Source organism: Sorangiineae bacterium MSr12523 (assembly GCA_037157775.1).
Classification (GTDB): domain Bacteria; phylum Myxococcota_A; class Polyangia; order Polyangiales; family Polyangiaceae; genus Pendulispora; species Pendulispora brunnea.
Window position 1 is genome coordinate 826,410 of record CP089982.1, and the last position, 17,434, is coordinate 843,843.

The 17,434-nt window shown below is 62.2% G+C and carries 16 protein-coding genes and 2 tRNA genes; 9 read left to right on the forward strand and 9 right to left on the reverse strand.

The annotated features are described in order from the left end of the window. Positions 1–4: 4 nt before the first annotated feature. Positions 5–2,257 carry a hypothetical protein gene (locus LZC95_03505; GenBank protein ID WXA95904.1) on the forward strand — a complete coding sequence of 751 codons (2,253 nt, stop codon included), beginning with the start codon at positions 5–7 and terminating at the stop codon, positions 2,255–2,257. Positions 2,258–2,301: 44 nt separating this feature from the next. On the opposite strand, the gene LZC95_03510 is transcribed toward LZC95_03505, so the two are convergent. After that, positions 2,302–3,045, reverse strand: a complete 744-nt coding sequence (locus LZC95_03510; GenBank protein WXA95905.1) for a TetR/AcrR family transcriptional regulator — start codon at positions 3,043–3,045, stop codon at positions 2,302–2,304. Positions 3,046–3,420: 375 nt separating this feature from the next. On the opposite strand from LZC95_03510, the gene LZC95_03515 reads away from it, so the two are divergent. From LZC95_03515 to LZC95_03525, 3 genes are all read left to right on the forward strand, one after another. Beyond that, positions 3,421–4,011, forward strand: coding sequence for a hypothetical protein (locus LZC95_03515; GenBank protein ID WXA95906.1), 591 nt, complete (start codon positions 3,421–3,423; stop codon positions 4,009–4,011). Further along, positions 4,008–4,667 carry a hypothetical protein gene (locus tag LZC95_03520; GenBank protein ID WXA95907.1) on the forward strand — a complete coding sequence of 220 codons (660 nt, stop codon included), beginning with the start codon at positions 4,008–4,010 and terminating at the stop codon, positions 4,665–4,667. Before LZC95_03515 ends, LZC95_03520 begins: the two co-directional genes overlap by 4 nt. Positions 4,668–4,760: 93 nt before the next feature. Beyond that, a complete protein-coding gene (locus LZC95_03525; GenBank protein WXA95908.1) occupies positions 4,761–6,734 on the forward strand; it encodes a family 20 glycosylhydrolase in 1,974 nt (657 codons plus the stop codon). Between the two features lie 12 nt (positions 6,735–6,746). Here the strand turns inward: LZC95_03525 and LZC95_03530 are convergent, their stop codons facing one another. Then, the gene (locus LZC95_03530) at positions 6,747–7,355 is read right to left on the reverse strand and encodes a TRIC cation channel family protein (protein WXA95909.1); all 609 of its coding nucleotides are present in this window, start codon (positions 7,353–7,355) and stop codon (positions 6,747–6,749) included. 484 nt (positions 7,356–7,839) lie between these two features. Here LZC95_03530 and LZC95_03535 point away from each other — a divergent pair, with 484 nt between their 5' ends. After that, positions 7,840–8,673 carry a DUF4239 domain-containing protein gene (locus LZC95_03535; protein WXA95910.1) on the forward strand — a complete coding sequence of 278 codons (834 nt, stop codon included), beginning with the start codon at positions 7,840–7,842 and terminating at the stop codon, positions 8,671–8,673. Between the two features lie 15 nt (positions 8,674–8,688). Here LZC95_03535 and LZC95_03540 read toward each other — a convergent pair whose 3' ends face one another. From LZC95_03540 to LZC95_03555, 4 genes are all read right to left on the reverse strand, one after another. Beyond that, entirely contained in the window at positions 8,689–9,486 is a 798-nt protein-coding gene (locus tag LZC95_03540) for a nucleotidyltransferase domain-containing protein (GenBank protein ID WXA95911.1), read from the reverse strand. Positions 9,487–9,590: 104 nt separating this feature from the next. Beyond that, entirely contained in the window at positions 9,591–10,334 is a 744-nt protein-coding gene (locus LZC95_03545; GenBank protein ID WXA95912.1) for a hypothetical protein, read from the reverse strand. Positions 10,335–10,802: 468 nt separating this feature from the next. Then, a tRNA-Ser gene (locus LZC95_03550) sits at positions 10,803–10,891 on the reverse strand. A gap of 34 nt (positions 10,892–10,925) precedes the next feature. Next, the gene (locus LZC95_03555) at positions 10,926–12,104 is read right to left on the reverse strand and encodes a site-specific DNA-methyltransferase (GenBank protein ID WXA95913.1); all 1,179 of its coding nucleotides are present in this window, start codon (positions 12,102–12,104) and stop codon (positions 10,926–10,928) included. 76 nt (positions 12,105–12,180) lie between these two features. Between LZC95_03555 and LZC95_03560 the strand changes: the two genes are divergently transcribed. Continuing rightward, positions 12,181–12,254, forward strand: a tRNA-Pro gene (locus LZC95_03560). 676 nt (positions 12,255–12,930) lie between these two features. Further along, entirely contained in the window at positions 12,931–13,500 is a 570-nt protein-coding gene (locus tag LZC95_03565; GenBank protein WXA95914.1) for a hypothetical protein, read from the forward strand. A gap of 45 nt (positions 13,501–13,545) precedes the next feature. Here the strand turns inward: LZC95_03565 and LZC95_03570 are convergent, their stop codons facing one another. After that, the gene (locus LZC95_03570; protein WXA95915.1) at positions 13,546–13,926 is read right to left on the reverse strand and encodes a hypothetical protein; all 381 of its coding nucleotides are present in this window, start codon (positions 13,924–13,926) and stop codon (positions 13,546–13,548) included. Between the two features lie 273 nt (positions 13,927–14,199). Here LZC95_03570 and LZC95_03575 point away from each other — a divergent pair, with 273 nt between their 5' ends. Together LZC95_03575 and LZC95_03580 are read left to right on the forward strand one after the other, a co-directional pair. Next, positions 14,200–15,138: a LysR family transcriptional regulator gene (locus LZC95_03575; GenBank protein ID WXA95916.1), complete on the forward strand. Its 939-nt coding sequence runs from the start codon at positions 14,200–14,202 to the stop codon at positions 15,136–15,138. A gap of 53 nt (positions 15,139–15,191) precedes the next feature. After that, positions 15,192–15,941 carry an SDR family oxidoreductase gene (locus tag LZC95_03580; GenBank protein WXA95917.1) on the forward strand — a complete coding sequence of 250 codons (750 nt, stop codon included), beginning with the start codon at positions 15,192–15,194 and terminating at the stop codon, positions 15,939–15,941. Between the two features lie 22 nt (positions 15,942–15,963). Here LZC95_03580 and LZC95_03585 read toward each other — a convergent pair whose 3' ends face one another. Further along, positions 15,964–16,944: a hypothetical protein gene (locus LZC95_03585; protein ID WXA95918.1), complete on the reverse strand. Its 981-nt coding sequence runs from the start codon at positions 16,942–16,944 to the stop codon at positions 15,964–15,966. Between the two features lie 9 nt (positions 16,945–16,953). Next, the gene (locus LZC95_03590; GenBank protein WXA95919.1) at positions 16,954–17,424 is read right to left on the reverse strand and encodes a pilus assembly protein; all 471 of its coding nucleotides are present in this window, start codon (positions 17,422–17,424) and stop codon (positions 16,954–16,956) included. Between the last annotated feature and the right edge of the window lie 10 nt (positions 17,425–17,434).

A 17,434-nucleotide genomic window follows, 5' to 3' on the forward strand; every position in this document is an offset into this window, starting at 1 on the left:
CACAATGACACGAACTGCGGTGACCGCCGCCGGGTTTCTCGTCCTAGGTATCACCGTTGCGGGCTGCGGAGACGATTCGTCCCCGGGTCACCACTTGACGCCCAAGACGGGGGATCGCATTCCGCGCATCTCCGGGCTGGCCTTCATCTCGCCGCCGACCGATTCGGCGACGGATTTGCCGTTGGCCCCGATGGTGCGTGTGGCGGTGGTCGATTCCATGGGCGTCCCACTCGCTGCGTGGAACAAGCCGGTCACGATCTCTCTGAGCGAGAACGCGCCGGGTACGATCTTGGCGGGGCCGCATACGGTGAACTTGGTGGAGGGCTCGGGTGAGTTCGAGGGCCTTTCGCTCAACGTCGCAGGCACCTATTCGCTGGTCGCGTCCACCCCGGGGCTGCCTCCGGTCACCAGCCGGCCATTCGTGATCAGCAACCACGGATGGTTCGCGGCCCGCAAGGGCCTCGAAGGCGCGGGCGACGGCGCTGTCACGGTCGATCCAAGTTCGCCGAACACGCTCTACTTCGGCGGTGGCGGACGTTACGTCTCCGAGGGTTCGGGAGGTGTGTTCACGTCGACGACGGGCGGACAAACCTGGTCTGTCGCTGGCGCAGAATTGCCCGATACCGCAAAAGTCGTGGGCATCGACCCCGCATCATCGGCCGTGTATGCGTTTGACAAGGATGCCCACGCGTGGCGTAGCCAAGATGGCGGCTCTTCGTGGACTCTTTTGAACTTTGGGTTTCCCTTTTTGGATATCGCCGTGGACCCTCGAACCAGTGGTTCGGTTTGGGCCATCGCCACGGACCGGCGCACGCTTTACCATACCTCCGACGCAGGGCGGACTTGGTCGGCGGACAATGCCAAATCAGATTGTTCCTACCTCGACGTCGACCCGACGGATTCGACGCTCATCTGCGATGGCGGGCTCCGTCGCATGACGAGCGACAGCGCGGCCTGGGATGTGCCGTCGGGGCTCCCCAGTCCGTATTTCGCCTGGTTCCATCATGTCGACCACGCGGGCAACATCTACAGTGCGGGAGGACAATGCATAACATGGCCATGCCCCGGTGCCGCGATTTACAAGCTGGCCAAGGGCAGCTCCACTTGGCGCAAGTTGACGGCCCGAGGTTGGACCAACCTCGATCACTATATCGGTCCCATCGCGACGAGCCCGTCGAGTCCCTCGACGGTGTACGCCGTCGGATGGGACGGGCTCTATAAATCGGTCGATGGCGGCGAGACGTTCGCTCTTACCGGAAACGACTATTTCAGTTGCTCCTCACTGACGATCGATCCCTACGATCCCAATGTCGTCTATGCCGGCGTTTATGGTGGCCCGGCCAAATCGACCGACGGGGGCCGCACCTTCACGCGCATCCTTACGGGATTGCACAACGTCCGCGTGGACCACTTTGCGGTCGGCGCAGGAGCGGCACCCACGATTTACGCTGTCGCATCCCCCTGGGGGTTGTTCCGCAGCACCGACGGAGCGCGCACGTGGTCTCAAAGCTTCACCAGCGTCAAAGCCATCGCGACCGATCCGGTGCACGAGGGGCTCGCCTGGGTGCACTCTTATGATGGAAGCATCCAACGAACCATCGACGGCGGCACCACATGGCATGAAGTATCGGCCAAGGGCCCGGACGCGACCGTCATGCTCAGCGACGGTACGAATCTGTGGGCGGCTGACGCGCATGCGAAGGTGTGGCAATCCACGGATGGAGGCAAGCATTGGCCCGTGGCCGGTGTGGACCTTCCCGGCAACGTGAACGCACTGTTGCTCGACCCGGCAGACCCAAAGACGCTTTATGCCGCCACCACCAAGGGCTTTGCGAAGTCGACGAACGGCGGTGCGAGTTGGTCCGTGTCCGGCGACTGCAGTCCGAGCATTGGTACGGACCAAGCTTTGCTGTCGATGGCTATCTCGGGGACCCATCTCTACATGGGAGGCACCGAAGGTCGGGTTTACGTCTCCACCGACGGTGGCAAAACGTGCGAAAGGCGTCTAGCCTTCAGCGCGGGCAAGATCCGCGGGCTGGCGGTCGATTCGAGCGATCCGAGCACCGTTCTCGCAGTCACCGAGTTGAGGGGCATCTACCGCCTCACCGAGCGCGGTGGAGACGACGGCCCCAGCAACGTCGGCTTGCAGGGACTAAAATTCAACGACGTCATCGCGCCTGCTGCGTGGGGCCTGCACACGTTCTTCGCGGCCTCGTCGGTCTACGGAGTCTTCGAGAATTCGAGCGGTGGTCGATGAGCCGCCGCGGGCACCTGCGATATCGCGCGAGGTGACGAGCCCCTTCATGAATACGAGCGACGGACGATGAGATGGCCGAGGCCATCGAGAATGCGCGCCAGGCCAAATTCGAAGCCCTGGTTCTGCAGCGGGCTCGCGGACGCGGAGGTCACCACCCGCGTGGTGGCCGGGTAGCGATCGGCGCGCCCGCGCAGAAGCTCCGTGAGCAGTTCGAGCAGGAGCGGCTCGTCGGCGCCTTGCTGGCTGCTCGTCGTCATCGTCTGTTGCGCCATGTTTCGCACGTGCCCCAGAACGACGAGGGTCGCGTCCAGTTTCTCGGCGCCGTCGAGCGGCGTGCCCTCGAGTGCGGTCAGCGCAGACTCCATCCAGCCTAGCTCGTTGGGCCCGATCACGCGGTGCCCCACCGTGGCGCCGAGGAGCCAGGGATGCGCACGAAAAATGCTCCACATGTGGCCCGCCCACGTTTCCAGGTTGGCGCGCCATCCGGCGGCGCGGTCGAACACGGGGGCGTTGCCCATGGCCATGTCGATCATCAGATCGACGAGCTCCGTCTTGCTTGGCACGTACCTGTAAAGCGACATCGTGGTAAAGCCGAAGGTGGCCGCGACGCGCTGCATCGACACGGCCACGAGCCCTTCCGCATCCGCGATGGAAATCCCCGCCTCGGCGATGCGCTCCACACTGAGCCCTGGCTTGGGCCCGCGGTGGGGACGCTCCCGCACTGGCGTGAGCTGCCAGAGCAGCGCGATGCTGCGAGCTCGGTCACCGAAGATGCTCTTCTTCTTCATCTGTGTACAATATACACAAAATAGTATATTTGGTACACAGTTCGTACGAGACCATGCCGGTGCCGCCTGGCGTCCCTTGCTGCGTTCTGCATCTGGAACGAATCCGCAACGAACTCCGGAGTGGAGCATAGTTGGTAATGTACGTAATACGCTGTATGCCACAATCCGTGGTCGAGACTCGTGCTCTACATAGATGGATATCGACTGATTGGTATGGTGTGTCGCATCCATTGAATTAAATTTCGTATGTGACATTTGCGTGCTATTCGAATGGTGCACAGTCCCCCGGATGAGTGGTTTTGCGGGTCGAAGGCGCAGCCCGCGAAGACGCTTGCGGAGTGCCGGCGCTAAACCTTTCAATCGCGAGGAGAAAACATGCGAAAGATGTTCTTCGCCATGGCGGCCATTCCGGCATTGCTATTGGCACGTCACGCCTCCGCCGACGGTAGCCTCGACGTGACGTTGTACGCTCAAAAACAGAGCATGTGGTGCTGGGCAGCCAGCGGCCAAATGATCATGACGTACATCTCACCGGCCAATGCGCCGAGCCAGTGTAGGCAGGCGAACGTGCGGTTTGGCAGAACGGATTGCTGCACGTCGCCCACGCCGCGGGCCTGCGACGATGGTGGGTGGCCCGAATTCGAAAAATACGGCTTTTCGTCCAGAACCACCTCGTGGGGATACGCGCTCACGGAAAGCCAAGTCAAAACCCAGATCGATGATCGCAGAACCCCTTTTGCCTTCGCGTGGGGGTGGAATGGTGGCGGAGGTCACATCATGGTCGGCACCGGCTGGTCGCAAGATGCCGATGGGACCATGTACGTCACCTTGAACAATCCAGGACCGGTTGGCGTCGGCGAAGAGCAGACGATTCCCTACGACGAATTCGTCGGCGGAGACGGTTACGACCACTGGCATCAAATGGATTATTACGATATCGCCAGGAATACGGGGGTGACGCCATGAGCTCGCGAAAGATCATCGCCGGGTTGTTCTTCGTGGCCATGGCAATAGGGTGTGCGTCATCCCCCTCCGAAGACCCTGCTCCGCCCGCGCGGGGCCCGGAAAGCGCCGCGGCCGCCGCCATTCGAACGTTGCGGCACGTGACGGAGAATCAACGAAGGGCGGCACAGGACACGACACCGTCGGCCTCGCACTTGGATGGCGCCTCCCTCGGCGACGGTGTCCCAGTTCGTAGGGTGCGCCTCGATGCGCTGCGCGCCTATCGCACGACCGACGACCCGCGCGCCTTGCTCGTCGACCATGGTGCCTTTCTTTATCCCATCACCGTCGGCGACGAGGTGCGCTCCTCGGTCGTGATGGTGCAGCGCCAGGGCCGCTGGGTGCCGTCGAGCTTCGGTCGCGTGGGCCTCGCCAGGGCGCTGCATGCGAATCGGCAGCAGCTCGACGCTCGGCATGCGAAGGCCGTCGTTCTGGTGGAGGTTCCCGCGCTGCAAGCAAGATTCATGGGGCATGAAGGCGATGACGGCCTTCATCTCACACCGTTGCAGGATGTGGAGGGCACCCCGTTGCGCGCCGGAAAATCGGAGAAAGCGGCCGTGGTCATGGCCGCCCTGGTGCCGCTGGCCGCCCGAATCGACGACAGCGCGCCACCGCGTTGAGCGTGAGCGACATCGCCGTGTCAATACGATGAAGGCTTTCATGTCCAAACGTGCTTTGCCGTAGGCGGCCATAAGGGGGCGGAGGCGATGCCGATGAAATCGGATTCGAACTGCGCAGTTCTCTGTGGGTTGTTCCTGCTCGCGGGCTGCAGCACTCACGATCCCAGCGATCCCAGCGAGCGCACCGAACCCGGCGAATCTCCTCCGTTCCCCCAAGCCGTCGTGGCCTCCCCGCCGCCAACGATTCCCGCCTTGCGCGAGTGGCGGTCGGCGTCGGGGGTGGCCTATACCTTCACGCGAAGGACGCGCATCGTCGTGCACTCGGAGTACGCGTCCGATTTGCTCGACACCGCCGCCGTGTTTGCCGCCGATTTGAAGAGCCTCAGCGGTTTCCCCATCCCGATTATGGCCGGCGGTGCGAGCGATGTTCGAGAGGGTGACGTCTTTTTCGAGCTTGGGTCCACCGATGCGGAGCTGGGCACCGAAGGGTATACGCTCACGGTTGGCCCGTCGATCGCAGTGCGGGCGCGCACGTCGGACGGCGTCTTTTACGGTACGCGGACGCTCCTGCAGTGGCTTTCCAAGAAGTACACGCTCGATGCGGGGACGGCACGGGACTGGCCGCGTTATCCAGAGCGCGGCCTCATGGTCGACGTGGGACGCAAGTATTTCACGGTCGGCTGGCTCCGTGGCCATATCCGCGAGCTCGCCTATCTGAAGATGAATTACTTCCACGTTCACCTTTCGGACAACAAAGGCTTTCGGCTCGAAAGCCTGAAGCACCCCGAAATCGTCTCCTTCGACCATTACTCCAAAGTAGAAATGGCCGAGCTCCTCGCCCTCGCAAAGGCCTACCACGTTGCGATCATTCCCGAGATCGACATGCCCGGCCACATGGACCCGATTCTGGCCGCACACCCGGAGCTGAAATTGAAGAGCTCCAATGGGACGGTGCAAAACGGCTTCATCGATCTCTCGATGGAGAGGTCCTACACGCTGCTCGAGGACCTCATCGAGGAGTATCTGCCCTTGTTTTCGTCGAAGTATTGGCACATTGGCGCGGACGAGTACGTCAGCAACTATGCCGACTACCCTCAACTGCTCACCTACGCTCGGGCGAAGTACGGCCCCAACGCCACCGCACGCGATGTCTATTATGGATTTATTCATTGGGCCAACGACATCGTTCGTGCGGCGGGCAAGACGACCCGGATGTGGAACGACGGAATCGCGAGCCACGGTGCGCCCGATACGCTGAAGGTCGACGCGAACATCGTCGTCGACTATTGGACCAATTCGGGGCTCAAGCCGCAGCAGCTCATCGACACGGGCCATGACGTCAACAACAGCAGCTGGACACCGACGTACTACGTTTTGGACGGCGCAAAGCCCGATCTGACCTACGGATACGAGAGGTGGACGCCGAACATTTTCGAGCGCGAAAATACGGTTTCTCCGGCGGAGCCGCACAACCTTGGTTCGAAGGTTCACGTGTGGTGCGACAATCCGAACGCGGAAACCCAAGAGCACATTCGCGATGGCATCCGTCCTGCGCTGAGGGTTCTCGCGCAGCAAACCTGGGGCTCGCCGAAGCCTGTTTCATCCTACAACGGTTTCCAAACGCTTATGGACACCGTAGGCTCGGCGCCCAGCGGGACGGACGTGAAATCCGACGATCTCGCGCTCGGCCGCCCGGTGACGGTATCCAGCACGGAGACGCCGAACTTCCCGGGCACGCGCGCCGTGGACGGCACGCACGCGACGCGCTGGTCGAGCGAAGCAAGCGATGCGCAGTGGATGCAAATCGATTTGGGCAGCCGAAAATCAGTGCGCAAAGTCATTTTGAACTGGGAAGCGGCGTACGCCACGTCGTACGAGCTGCAGATCTCCGACGACGCCTCCAGCTGGACGACGATCTACGCGACCACGAAGGGCAGGGGCCTCACCGAGACCCTCAGCGGGCTCGATGCCCACGCGCGCTACCTTCGATTGAACCTGAAGAAGCGCGGCACGCGGTATGGCTATTCGCTGTACGAGGTGGAGGTCTACGGGTCGTTCGAGGAGTGAAAGGCTCTTAATTTACCTATCCGCACCGGCAATGGGCGCATTCCAGTGCCGCCAGAGTGCCAGCACGCGGACGAGGCAGATGAGTGCGGCACCAGCCAACGATACCGGGCCCGCCGGGAGTGCGAGCCTTGCCCCGAGAGTGACCACCATCGCTCCCGGGAGCGCGGCGAGCGCGTAGATTTCCTTGCGGAGAACGAAGGGGATTTCGCGCAGCAGGACATCGCGCAAGACGCCGCCGCCGATGCCGCCGATCATCCCGATCAAGCACGCGGTGTGCATGGGGGCGCCATGCCCGAGGGCGGTGACGGTGCTTGCGGTGGTGAACAGGCCAAGACCGACGGCGTCGGCCAACAAGACGGCCTTGCGCAATCGGGCGACGTGGGGATGCAGCCAAAACACGGCCAACGCGGACCCGCCGGAGACGACGAGGTTGCGCCAATCGACCAGAGACGTCGGGGGGCTGATTGCAAGAAGCACGTCCCGCGCGATGCCGCCGCCCAACGCGGTGACCATGCCGAGAACGACGACGCCGAAGAGATCGAGACGAGCTCGCACGGCAGCGAGCGCCCCTGAAGCACCAATGACACCAACACCGACCAACGCCAACAGAGTGAGCAACACGGGCGCACCGTAGTACCCCTGGGCTCTGCGCGGAGGCGGATTTTCGATGCGTCGAACGTCCCCTCCACGACACGTAGGACCACGTAGCGTACCCAACTGCCGTCGCCAGACGACCAGCCGCGGAGCGTTCTCAACCTGCGACATTCGTCCCGATTCAAAGGCCCGTTCGGACCGAAGTACTCCATCTCGAGCAGCTCCGCGAGAGTGGTCTTAATGTCAAATGCGCGAATTTGCCATTCGCGCATCAATTAATATTTCATAATGTGGATCGGCTGCCTTGCAGCGCGATCCATGAGCGCGAGATGTAATATGCAAATAGCGGCTTGGCTCGTGTCCCACCTTGACGCGACGCCAGCGGCATGCGAAAGGCTCGAAGGCGGTTTCGGAACGGAGAGCGTCTTGGCCAACGGCTAAGGCAACTTGGATGGGCGAACCCACGAAATGACGTTGTAGATATCCAACTGGTTGCTCGGGGGGAAATGACGTGACGAACCTATTGTGGCTGTATGACCTTTCCGATTTTTGGTTCTGCCTCATCGTCGTCGGGGCAACATCTTTCGTCGGTGTGGCCGGTCTCGTGCCGGCCCGCATCCTTTTGAAACGCTATTTGTACAAGACGGGCCACAAGAACGAAGTCGTGAGCTATTTCCTTGCGGCCATCGGAGTCTTTTACGGCATCACGCTCGGCTTGATCGCCATTGGCTCGTGGGAACAGTTTTCCGATGTGCAGTCGAACGTTTCCGACGAAGCGGCGATTGCCGGCTCACTCTATCGCGATCTGTCACAATTCCCCGAGCCCGCACGTACTCGCCTTCACGATGAGTTGCGCCAATACATCGTGGCTACCATCGAGAAGTCATGGCCGGGCATGCAACGGGGCGAAAATCCGCGCGAGGTGACCGAATTGCTCTCGCGCTTCACCGATCATTTGGGAGCGTTCGAGCCCGCGAGCGCACGGGAGCAAGTTCTCTTTGCCGAGGTGCAGCGCCAGCTCAATCGCATGACCGAGATGCGTCGCAGACGCATCGAGGCCATCGCGAGCAACATGCCCGGGGCCGTCTGGGTCATGGTCTATGCGGGGGCGTTCATCAACATCGCCATCTGCTGGCTGTTCATGATCGACAGCTTTCGTCTGCACGCTTTGCTCGTGTGGAAGATGTCAGCCCTCATCGGCTTACTCCTCTTCGTCACGTTGGAGCTTGACCGGCCGTTCCGCGGGGACCTGAGCATCGGGCCCGATGCGTTCAAGCTGGTGCACGACGACATCATGATGGCGCCCGACCAGGTCCCGCGAGCAACGGCGCGCGGCGACAAGTGATCGCGGCGCCTCCTTTCATGACGACGAGGTTGCCGTGGGACGCGAGAGGGTCTCGTCGAGATACCCCACCGCCGCGAGCTCCGCGGCATTGCGCAGGGCGATGTCCTGTCCGCGGCGCAGCTCGCGGTACAAGTCGATCGCCGCTCGCAGCGCTTTGCCACACGAAGCGCGGTCGTGAAGGCACAGCGTTTTCTCCAGCGCCGCCGATGCCTCGGGTGAGGCCTGCTCGATTCGTCGCACCCCCGTCGGCCGCTTGCCAGCACGTAGGAGCAGGAGCGGGCCGAGCACCTGTTGGCGTAGATAGCCGATGAAATCGATGGCCTCGAACAATTCGCCGCGGCCGATTTTCAGCGCACCATAGTGGACCCAGATCCAGAAGCGATCCTCGATCCATTGCAAATCCGGCTGCGGATAATGGGCGCGGGCGCCGGTCAGGGCACGCGACACATCGTCGTTGCGCTCCCAGAGAATCGCAGGATCTTCGACACGGTTCGTGGCGAGATCGGAGAGCGCAGCAAACTTCAAATCGACGTGCAGCAATGGCGGGCCGTAAAGGCAAATGAGCAAACGCGGCTCACCGACGTGCTCTCCCGTGAATGCCGTGAGAAGAGGCCCGCACCGTTTGGCGATCGCGAATCGTTCGCGGCTCACGGCCGCCTCGCTCTCTGGATAGACGGCGATGACGAGATCGAGATCCGAGTACGCATCCATCCCCGTGAGCCAGGAGCCACCGGCGGCGATGCCAGCGATTCGGGAGTCCTTCGAGAGCTCTGCAATGATACGGTCGGCGGTTTCGCGATGGATAGGCAGCATGATTTTCCCAATTGGGTCCCTTCGACCAAACTATGGCGATGGCGTGGCACCACGGGTAGGCCCAGATTTGGAGCACCTCATGATGCCAGCGGGCGGCATGCGCGCTAGAAGAAGATGACCTGCGAGTCGAGCTCGATGGCCGTGCGACATAGGGTCGCCAACGTTTCAATCTTGTCTTCGTACTCGGCGAGGGAGCGCGGTCGCTGTTCGACTCCATAGACCCCATCGGCCCATCCCATGGGGCCGACCCACGTGCGCGCACCGCGTTCGGCATCGTTCGGGTCGGCGCTGGAACGATAGCCAGCTTCGGGCGCTAGATGGGAGACATCGGTGAGTTCGTAGACGGCGGGTCGGTGGAAGAAACGCCGGCCACAGACGCGTATGCCTCGTCTTCCCTCGTCGAGAATGCGCGAGCGAGCCTGCACCGCTCGGAAAAGCTCGTGACCTGCGTTGTCTTCGACGAAGATCCCTCGCTCGTCGCAACTGAGCGTGAGTCCATCGTGCCATATGCATCCCCATAGGACGAATTCGTTCCGGTTCAATCGAATCAGTTGCGGAAAAGTCCCCAGGTCCGATTGGCGAAAATGTTCGAGCTCTTGAAGCACGCGCTCGCATGCTTCGGGGGAGAGCCTCTCGCGGTTGCACAATGGACCGGTGAGCGTGGGGAGCGTGCCATCTCGACCCGCGTGGAAGATGGCCTCACAGAATGAGCCCCATCCGCTCATATTCGCGATGCGTTCGCTCATGAACCAGAAATTGCTATGAGGACACGGATCCTGATCCACCCATGCGGAGAAGCTTTCGTGGACGCGCTCGTGGCCCTCCTCGGGCACGGTCAACGAGGGCATGCCTTCCTCGTCCGTCTCGACGATGTTTGCTGGTACGTCCGCAGGCAAGGGGGCAACGGTGCCATCGCGCCAACACCGGCAAGGGATGAAGGCATCTACGCCCATGCGAACCTCGCCGAATCCTCTCGCGCGAACAACCATGGCTGGCGGCCGCGGAATTCCGTCACGGTTCTCACTCGTTCTTTTACTGCAGGCTCGGTGCTGTCCTTCCCCGCGCAGCTGCCTGCATTCAGGGTGTGCTCCCGTGGTTCACGGAGCACGCTGTTCGATCGTGCCTAGTTGGATATGTGGTCGGTTCGACCGACTTCGTTCGCGGGCGCTTCCACGAGCTGGTCATCCACGACCGACGGTCGGCATCCCAGGACTGACGATGGTCATTCGACACCGCCGACCGAGCTGGCGCGTCCGCGAGATGAAGCAGAATGGGACAGCTGGGCGGCGAGTCGCCCAAGTTGCCCGGTGAATCTGCGGAGAGGGCGGGATTCGAACCCGCGGCAGAGTTTTAGCCCTGCGCCCGCTTAGCAAGCGGGTACCTTCGGCCACTCGGTCACCTCTCCAAGAATGAGCTCCGAAAGAGGCGCCGAACCTATCTCACTCCGAGGGGAACGTAAAGTCGTGCAGTGAGGAAACTGGTTCGACAGGTTCGACGTGGATCGGGACGGGCAGGGGGCCCTCCACCTCGGGGCAGATCTCCGGGACCCCCGGGCCGATCGGCGGGACCTCGGCACAGATCTCCGGGGTTGAAGGTTCCGGGGTTGAAGGCTCGGGGCTCGAAGGCTCCGGGGTTGAAGGCTCGGGGGTTGAAAGCTCGGGGCCTGAAGGCTCCGGGGTTGATTCTAGAACGGCCGTGTCTGCCACAAAACTGGGTGAAGAGGGGAGAGGCGGAGGGAGCGACGGGACCGGTAGGGGCAGGGGAGGCGGCGGAGGAGGCGGCAGCTCGAAGCCGATGCACTCGGGTTCGAACCTCGCCAGCCGGGTCGCGGCGACACGGACCGCCTCCGGGTTGCTGTCGATAAGGACGAAGCCCCGGTCGTGGCGGATGGCGGCCTCCGCCGTAGTGCCGCTGCCAGCGAAAAAATCGAGCACCACGTCGCCCGGGCTGGAGTGCACCTTGATGACGCGATTGAGGATGCCGAGCGGCTTTTGGGTGGGGTAGCCGGTTTTTTCGCGTCCCGCCGTGGGGACGATGGTGTGCCACCACACGTCCGTGGGGGTTTTTCCGCGCTTGGCTTTCTCTTTCGAGACGAGACCCGGCGCCATGTACGGGATGCGGTCCATCTCGTCGAAATGAAAGACGTAGTCGTTGGGATCCTTCGTGTACCAGAGGATGGTGTCGTGCTTCGAAGGCCAGCGATTCCGCGAGCGGCCGCCGAAGTCGTACGCCCAGATGATCTCGTTTTTGAAGTGTTTCCGCCCGAGAAGGCGGTCCAGCGCCACTTTGATGTAGTGGACCTCGCGGTAGTCGAGGTGAACGAAGAGGGAGCCGTCCGGCGTGAGGCACCGCAGGGCCAGCTGGATGCGGGGCATCAAAAACGCTTCGAAATCGCCGAAATCGTCCTCGTAGGAGCCACTTTCGACCTTGGAGACCTCGTAGCGGCGCCCGCCAAAGCCGCCACGGTCACCGGCCCCATCGGTGGCAACGACCCGGATGCGCTCGCGCTTCTGGGGTTCGCCCGTGTTGAAGGGCGGATCGATATAGATGAGCCGTGCAAAACCCTCGGGCAAAGTCGGGAGCACCTCCGCGTTGTCGCCGAGGATGATTCTCTTCATACCGGGCCAGGTTACGACCGTTCTGGTTCGGATGGAACGCGCTCCCCAACGTGTGCTAGGTTTTCACCAGCTTCAACGGGGAGTCGCACAGCCCGGTAGTGCACGAGCTTTGGGTGCTCGTCGTCGGGGGTTCAAATCCCCCCTCCCCGACCCTTGCTCTCGGCAAAAGCCGAGAGCCATTGAGGGGGGCTTCGTCGTTCCTGTACTTCGCAAAGCCTCCGTACAGGAACGAGCAAATCCCCCCTCCCCGACCCTTGCTCTCGGCAAAGCCGAGAGCCAACGAGGTGGGCTTTGTCGTTCCTGTACATCGCAAAGGGGGAGCTGGCGTTTCCAGAGCCTCGTGAAGTTGGATCCGCTCCGAGGAGCGAATGGATTCTTTGTGTGATAGCAGGCGCGATAAAAGTCGCCCTTGCGAAGTTCGGGGCGAGGTGTGGAGCGCGAAGACGGCATTGGATTGAAGGCTCCTTTGAGTGCGGCGCCTGGGAGGCCGACGCACAACCTGGCGCCATTGAGGGTGACGATGGCGCTGAGTGGAATTGCGAGCGCTGCGTTTGCGGCGATTGACCCATTTGAAGAATCGATTGACGACATCGATGTATCGATCACGCCACGCGTTCTGCCGTCCGTGCTCCTGTAGTGGCCAATCGTTGGTGAACCAGTGCGTGCGTGTACCAATTGTATCGTTTGCCGGTGTGCTGTTTGGTACACGGCTGGAGGCGGCGACTCGCGTTTTGGGCCGAATACGTTGGATGAGAACTGCAAACGCAGTGGTTCGGTTCTTGGATGGCCTTTGGTCGCCGTTTCGCTAATAGGAGTCAATCGTTCCATGCAAGTTCGTCATCGCCCCGTGAAGCTCATTGGCCTCGTTCTCGTCGCGCTTGCCAGCGCAGCCTTCGTGCCGGCACTTCAGGGGTGTGCCACCGTGGATAGCGTGAGGGACACGCCGATTACGTACGGGACTCCGCGATTGTTCACGGGTGAATACAAGACCATCATTCAAGCATCGCGCAAGGCGCTCACCGACGGCGGACTGAGCACCGAACTGGACTATGCCGTCGACGACCATACTTGGATGCTACTTGGAAAAGATGGTGCGGATATGACCAGCTGGGGAAGTTACGTTCGCCTGGTCGTTGAAAAACAAGCCGGAGGCGCATACGTGCGTCTCTATGCGAAGAAGGCCATGGCGACGAACGTCACGGCGAAGGACGACTACCAAGAAGTGTTCGATCGCATTGCTGCGAACCTCCCGCGAACGCCCACGGCGCCCGCAGGCAATGCCACCCCCGTGCTGGCCGCCACCCAAGTCGCAAGCGCCAACCCCGCGCCCGCGGCAACCGCCGCCCCGGTTCCTGCCGCAAGCGTCAGCCCCGCACCCGCGGCAAGCGCCCAGTAAATCGCTGAAAAATGGCGACCCCGCGAGGGCGGGGTCGCCTCCAATTCAGCGGCACGCGCCTTTGTGCAAAAGGGTTGCGCCGCTTCGGCGCCGCACACAATCGTTGCTATAGGTCTGATTGTCGCAACCACAGACCGGGTCCACTTCTGCCGTACACCTCGTCGGGCGCGCAGCGCACATTCCACGTGCAGTGCATTGGCCCGCGGGTTTCTCGCAGAACTCTCCGCTCGCGCATTGCACGTTGCTGGTGCAGGCCGTGCCAATCTGCGCGGCCTCCGATGCGGATAAGTTTCCCTTTTCCGTATTCTGATAATCGATAGCGGATTCGCTCGCCGCGGACGGCTCCGTATCCGTCGCATCCGTCGAGGAGCATCCGACCACGCCCAGGGTGAGCGCGGCGAACAAGTAAAGCGTCATTCGGAACATGCACATCCTCCTTGGCTACGCAAACATGTAGCCGTTCTCGCATCTCTCGAAGGAGCAATGGGCATGCCTCCACCCGAACGAGCTTTCGACTCATGAAAACATTCCCACGGCCCGCGCGCAAAGGGGGCGCTGGTCCGGCTCATCGTGGAATGCGCGTGGAGATCACTCTGGATCACGCATCCCACGGGCAGGGGCATTCTCGACCATTGCAACTGGCCCGCGCGATCGCGGTACGGGCGCGGTACATCCTTGGTACGGTACGGCGCCCAAGCCATGGATCACCTGCTCGCTATCCGCGTGTTCGCCCGTGTCGTCGAAGCTGGCACGTTTACGAAGGCAGCCCAATCCCTTCAGATGCCGAAGGCGACGGTCACCAAGCTGATACAAAGCCTCGAGGCTCACCTTCGCGTGAAGCTCCTTCAGCGCACCACGCGTCGGGTCACCGTGACCCTCGAGGGCTCGGAGTATTACGACCGCACGCAAAAGCTCCTGTTCGACCTCGACGACATCGAGGCGGGCATCACCAAGGCCCATGCGCGTCCGAGTGGCCGATTGCGCATCGACGCGCCCGCATCGCTCGCGCGGTTGCTGCTCATTCCTGCTCTCCCCGACTTTTTGGCGCGCTACCCCGATGTTCGAATCGAATTGGGCGTGAGCGATCGGCCCGTCGACATCGTGCGGGAGAACGTCGATTGCGTGCTGCGTGCTTGTCCTCTTTTGGAGAGCTCATGGGTCGCCCGTCGCGTTGCCGAATTGGAACACGTCACCTGCGCATCCCCCGCATACTTGAAACGATACGGCACGCCGGAGCACCCATCGGATCTCGCTCGACGGCATCTCATTGCCGGCTATTTCTCGGCGAACACGGGCCGGCTTCTTCCGCTGCAATTCACGCGCGGCGACGAGCGCATCGAGCTGCGAGGCCGCTTTGGCGTGGCGGTCAACGATAGCAATTCGCACGTCGAAGTCGCGCTCGCGGGTCTCGGTGTCATCCAGACCGTCGAATTCATGGTTGCCGAGGCTATTGCCGAAAAGCGACTCGTTCGCATTCTGCCCGATTGGAAATGTGAGACCCAGTCCATCTATGCCATTTACCCCTCGCGCCGACACGTGGGTGAGAAGGTGAAGGTCTTCGTGGATTGGGTGGCTCAGCTTTTTGCCAAAAATCGTACGACCCGCCCTCGCAGGATTGTTCACCAGCAGAAACAATGAAGTGGCGAAGTTTCGCCTAATCGCGCGTCGCGAGGGGCCCATCTTCTCCGGTCATGACGAAGATACTCGCAGGCAAGGTAGCGCTGGTGACCGGAGGCTCTCGAGGTATCGGCGAGGCGATTGCGCACGCGCTGGCCGACGAAGGCGCGGACGTGGCCATTGGCTATGCAGCCTCCGTGGAAAAGGCGGAATCGCTCGCACGGGCCCTCGAGTCCAAAGGCGTGCGGGCGGTGGCAGTGCGCGCTGATTTCACGGAGCGCGCACAGGTCGAGCGCATGGTTCGGGTCGTCGTGGAGCGGTTCGGAGGCCTGGACATCCTCGTCAACAATGCCGGCATCGGCCTCACCGGCGTGGTGGCCGGGCCCGATGCCGATGTCGCTGCCCTCGACCGGCTCTGGGCCGTCAATGTCGGCGCCGTTGCCGCCGCCGTTCGCACCGCCGCGCCCTTTCTCCGCGAGGGCGCCCGCATCATCTCCATCGGATCCATCGCCGGCGCTCGCACGCCGAGCGCCGGCATTGCCGACTACTCCGCGACCAAAGCGGCGGTCGCGGCGTACACACGCGGGTGGGCACGCGACTTCGGCCCGCGAGCCATCACCGTCAACGTCATCCAACCAGGTCCCATCGAGACCGATATGAATCGCGAAAGCGGCCCGTCGGGGCCAAGGCAAAAAGCCGCCACTGCGCTGGGACGCTACGGCAGGCCCGAAGAAGTCGCCGCCGCGGTCGTCTTCCTCGCAAGCCCGGCGGCATCGTTCATCACCGGCGCCACCCTCGACGTCGACGGCGGCTCGAACGCGTAATCGCGATGCGCGAAATCAAATCTCAGTTCTCGGTCACCGATAGCGCCTTGGCGGCCTGCACCCCCAGCGTGACCGGCTGCTGCCCGCCCATTTCCGCCATGGAGACCATGGTCTTGCCGTCCTTCTCGACGGCGCTGGCGAACACGATCACGCCATCTTTCATGTATGCGCGGCCCAGCGCATCCTCCGGGTGCTGCAAGCCTTTCCATCCGCCATTCGTCATGTCCGCATCCATTTGATCGAGCACGTCGCGCGGGGTCGCCCTCGAGAGGTAACCGCGCACGCCGTAGGGCGTCCCTTCCACCGTGCCGGAGAGAACGCGGCGCGCTTGGATGGGGCGCGGCAAGAGCGGATTGTCCGACCCCGGTTCGAAGGTCTCCGTCGGCATCAGGCGGTCGATGCGGAAATGGCTCTCGGTCCACAGCATCGTGATGCTCGTCACGCCCTTGTCGACGGCCGCGTACGCGTAGCGCAGCTTGCCCAGTGCGCTCAAATCGTGCGTCTTGTTGAACTGCTGCAATCGGCCGAGCAGCGTATCCGGCGTATCTTCGGTTTTGATGAAGCAGAGCACCACGCCCTCGAGCTTCGTCGTCGAGCGAATCACGCCCATTTCGGGCACCGCCTGCGGCAACACCTTCGCCGAGTCCAAGGCCGCCTTGCTCCACGTCCCCACGACGCCATTTTCGCGGCAATGGTTTTCGAACTTGTCCAACACGGTGTTCAAGTCATCGGGGCTCGTGCCCATGCCCATCGAAATCGATTCGCCGTCGATATCGATCTTCGAGCGCTCGTGAATCATGTGCGCGAGCGGCGCCAAACTGCGTCCGAGCTGCATCCCCGTCTTGGCGACCTCGGCGCGCGCGGAATGCACGGAAAATGCGCCGAAGACCAGCGCGATCAAGAGCACGTACGCGAACACGCGCAGGATGCCTCGATAGGTGCGGGCGCGCTTCGAATTGAAGTTGCTTCTGTTGCGCAAAGCCATCCACATCAATGCCCACATGATCGGCTCCTACAATCCCACCGCGCCCTTGAGGGCGTGGAATCCGGCTTTGAAGGCTTCGAGAAGAAAATCCAGACCGGTGGCGGGGCTGCAAAATACGTACGAGCTGGCCGTCACATTCTTCGTCCAGCTCAACACGCTCAGTCCGGAGTTCGTCGCATCCTTGCTGGCGTTGCCCGTGGTCGTGAAAATGCCTTGGCTCACCATGCCATCGACGGGGCTTTTGGCGGCGACCTCCCCAGCCCCCTGGCCACTGGGCATTTCCGGCTTGATGGGAAACGCTTTGCCGCCGCCGCATCCACCTTGAAGTGCCTGCGAAAAGGCACCATTGCGACTCGCTGCCATGACCTCCTGCTTCGTGCTGTAGCCGGCGTAGAAGAAGGTCAAGAAGCCGAAGAAGCTGATGAGCACGGGCATGATCACCGCCGCCTCGATCATGGCCGCACCGCGGCTGCGGATGCGACGAAGGGATTTTTCCATCAGATCGCAT

Bases quoted from the DNA above. Each gene is read 5' to 3' on its own strand.
- LZC95_03505 (WXA95904.1), top strand. From the start codon at position 5: ATGACACGAACTGCGGTGACCGCCGCCGGGTTTCTCGTCCTAGGTATC.
- LZC95_03510 (WXA95905.1), bottom strand. From the start codon at position 3,045: ATGAAGAAGAAGAGCATCTTCGGTGACCGAGCTCGCAGCATCGCGCTG.
- LZC95_03515 (WXA95906.1), top strand. From the start codon at position 3,421: ATGCGAAAGATGTTCTTCGCCATGGCGGCCATTCCGGCATTGCTATTG.
- LZC95_03520 (WXA95907.1), top strand. From the start codon at position 4,008: ATGAGCTCGCGAAAGATCATCGCCGGGTTGTTCTTCGTGGCCATGGCA.
- LZC95_03525 (WXA95908.1), top strand. From the start codon at position 4,761: ATGAAATCGGATTCGAACTGCGCAGTTCTCTGTGGGTTGTTCCTGCTC.
- LZC95_03540 (WXA95911.1), bottom strand. From the start codon at position 9,486: ATGCTGCCTATCCATCGCGAAACCGCCGACCGTATCATTGCAGAGCTC.
- LZC95_03545 (WXA95912.1), bottom strand. From the start codon at position 10,334: ATGCCCTCGTTGACCGTGCCCGAGGAGGGCCACGAGCGCGTCCACGAA.
- LZC95_03555 (WXA95913.1), bottom strand. From the start codon at position 12,104: ATGAAGAGAATCATCCTCGGCGACAACGCGGAGGTGCTCCCGACTTTG.
- LZC95_03565 (WXA95914.1), top strand. From the start codon at position 12,931: ATGCAAGTTCGTCATCGCCCCGTGAAGCTCATTGGCCTCGTTCTCGTC.
- LZC95_03570 (WXA95915.1), bottom strand. From the start codon at position 13,926: ATGTTCCGAATGACGCTTTACTTGTTCGCCGCGCTCACCCTGGGCGTG.
- LZC95_03575 (WXA95916.1), top strand. From the start codon at position 14,200: ATGGATCACCTGCTCGCTATCCGCGTGTTCGCCCGTGTCGTCGAAGCT.
- LZC95_03580 (WXA95917.1), top strand. From the start codon at position 15,192: ATGACGAAGATACTCGCAGGCAAGGTAGCGCTGGTGACCGGAGGCTCT.
- LZC95_03585 (WXA95918.1), bottom strand. From the start codon at position 16,944: ATGTGGGCATTGATGTGGATGGCTTTGCGCAACAGAAGCAACTTCAAT.
- LZC95_03590 (WXA95919.1), bottom strand. From the start codon at position 17,424: ATGGAAAAATCCCTTCGTCGCATCCGCAGCCGCGGTGCGGCCATGATC.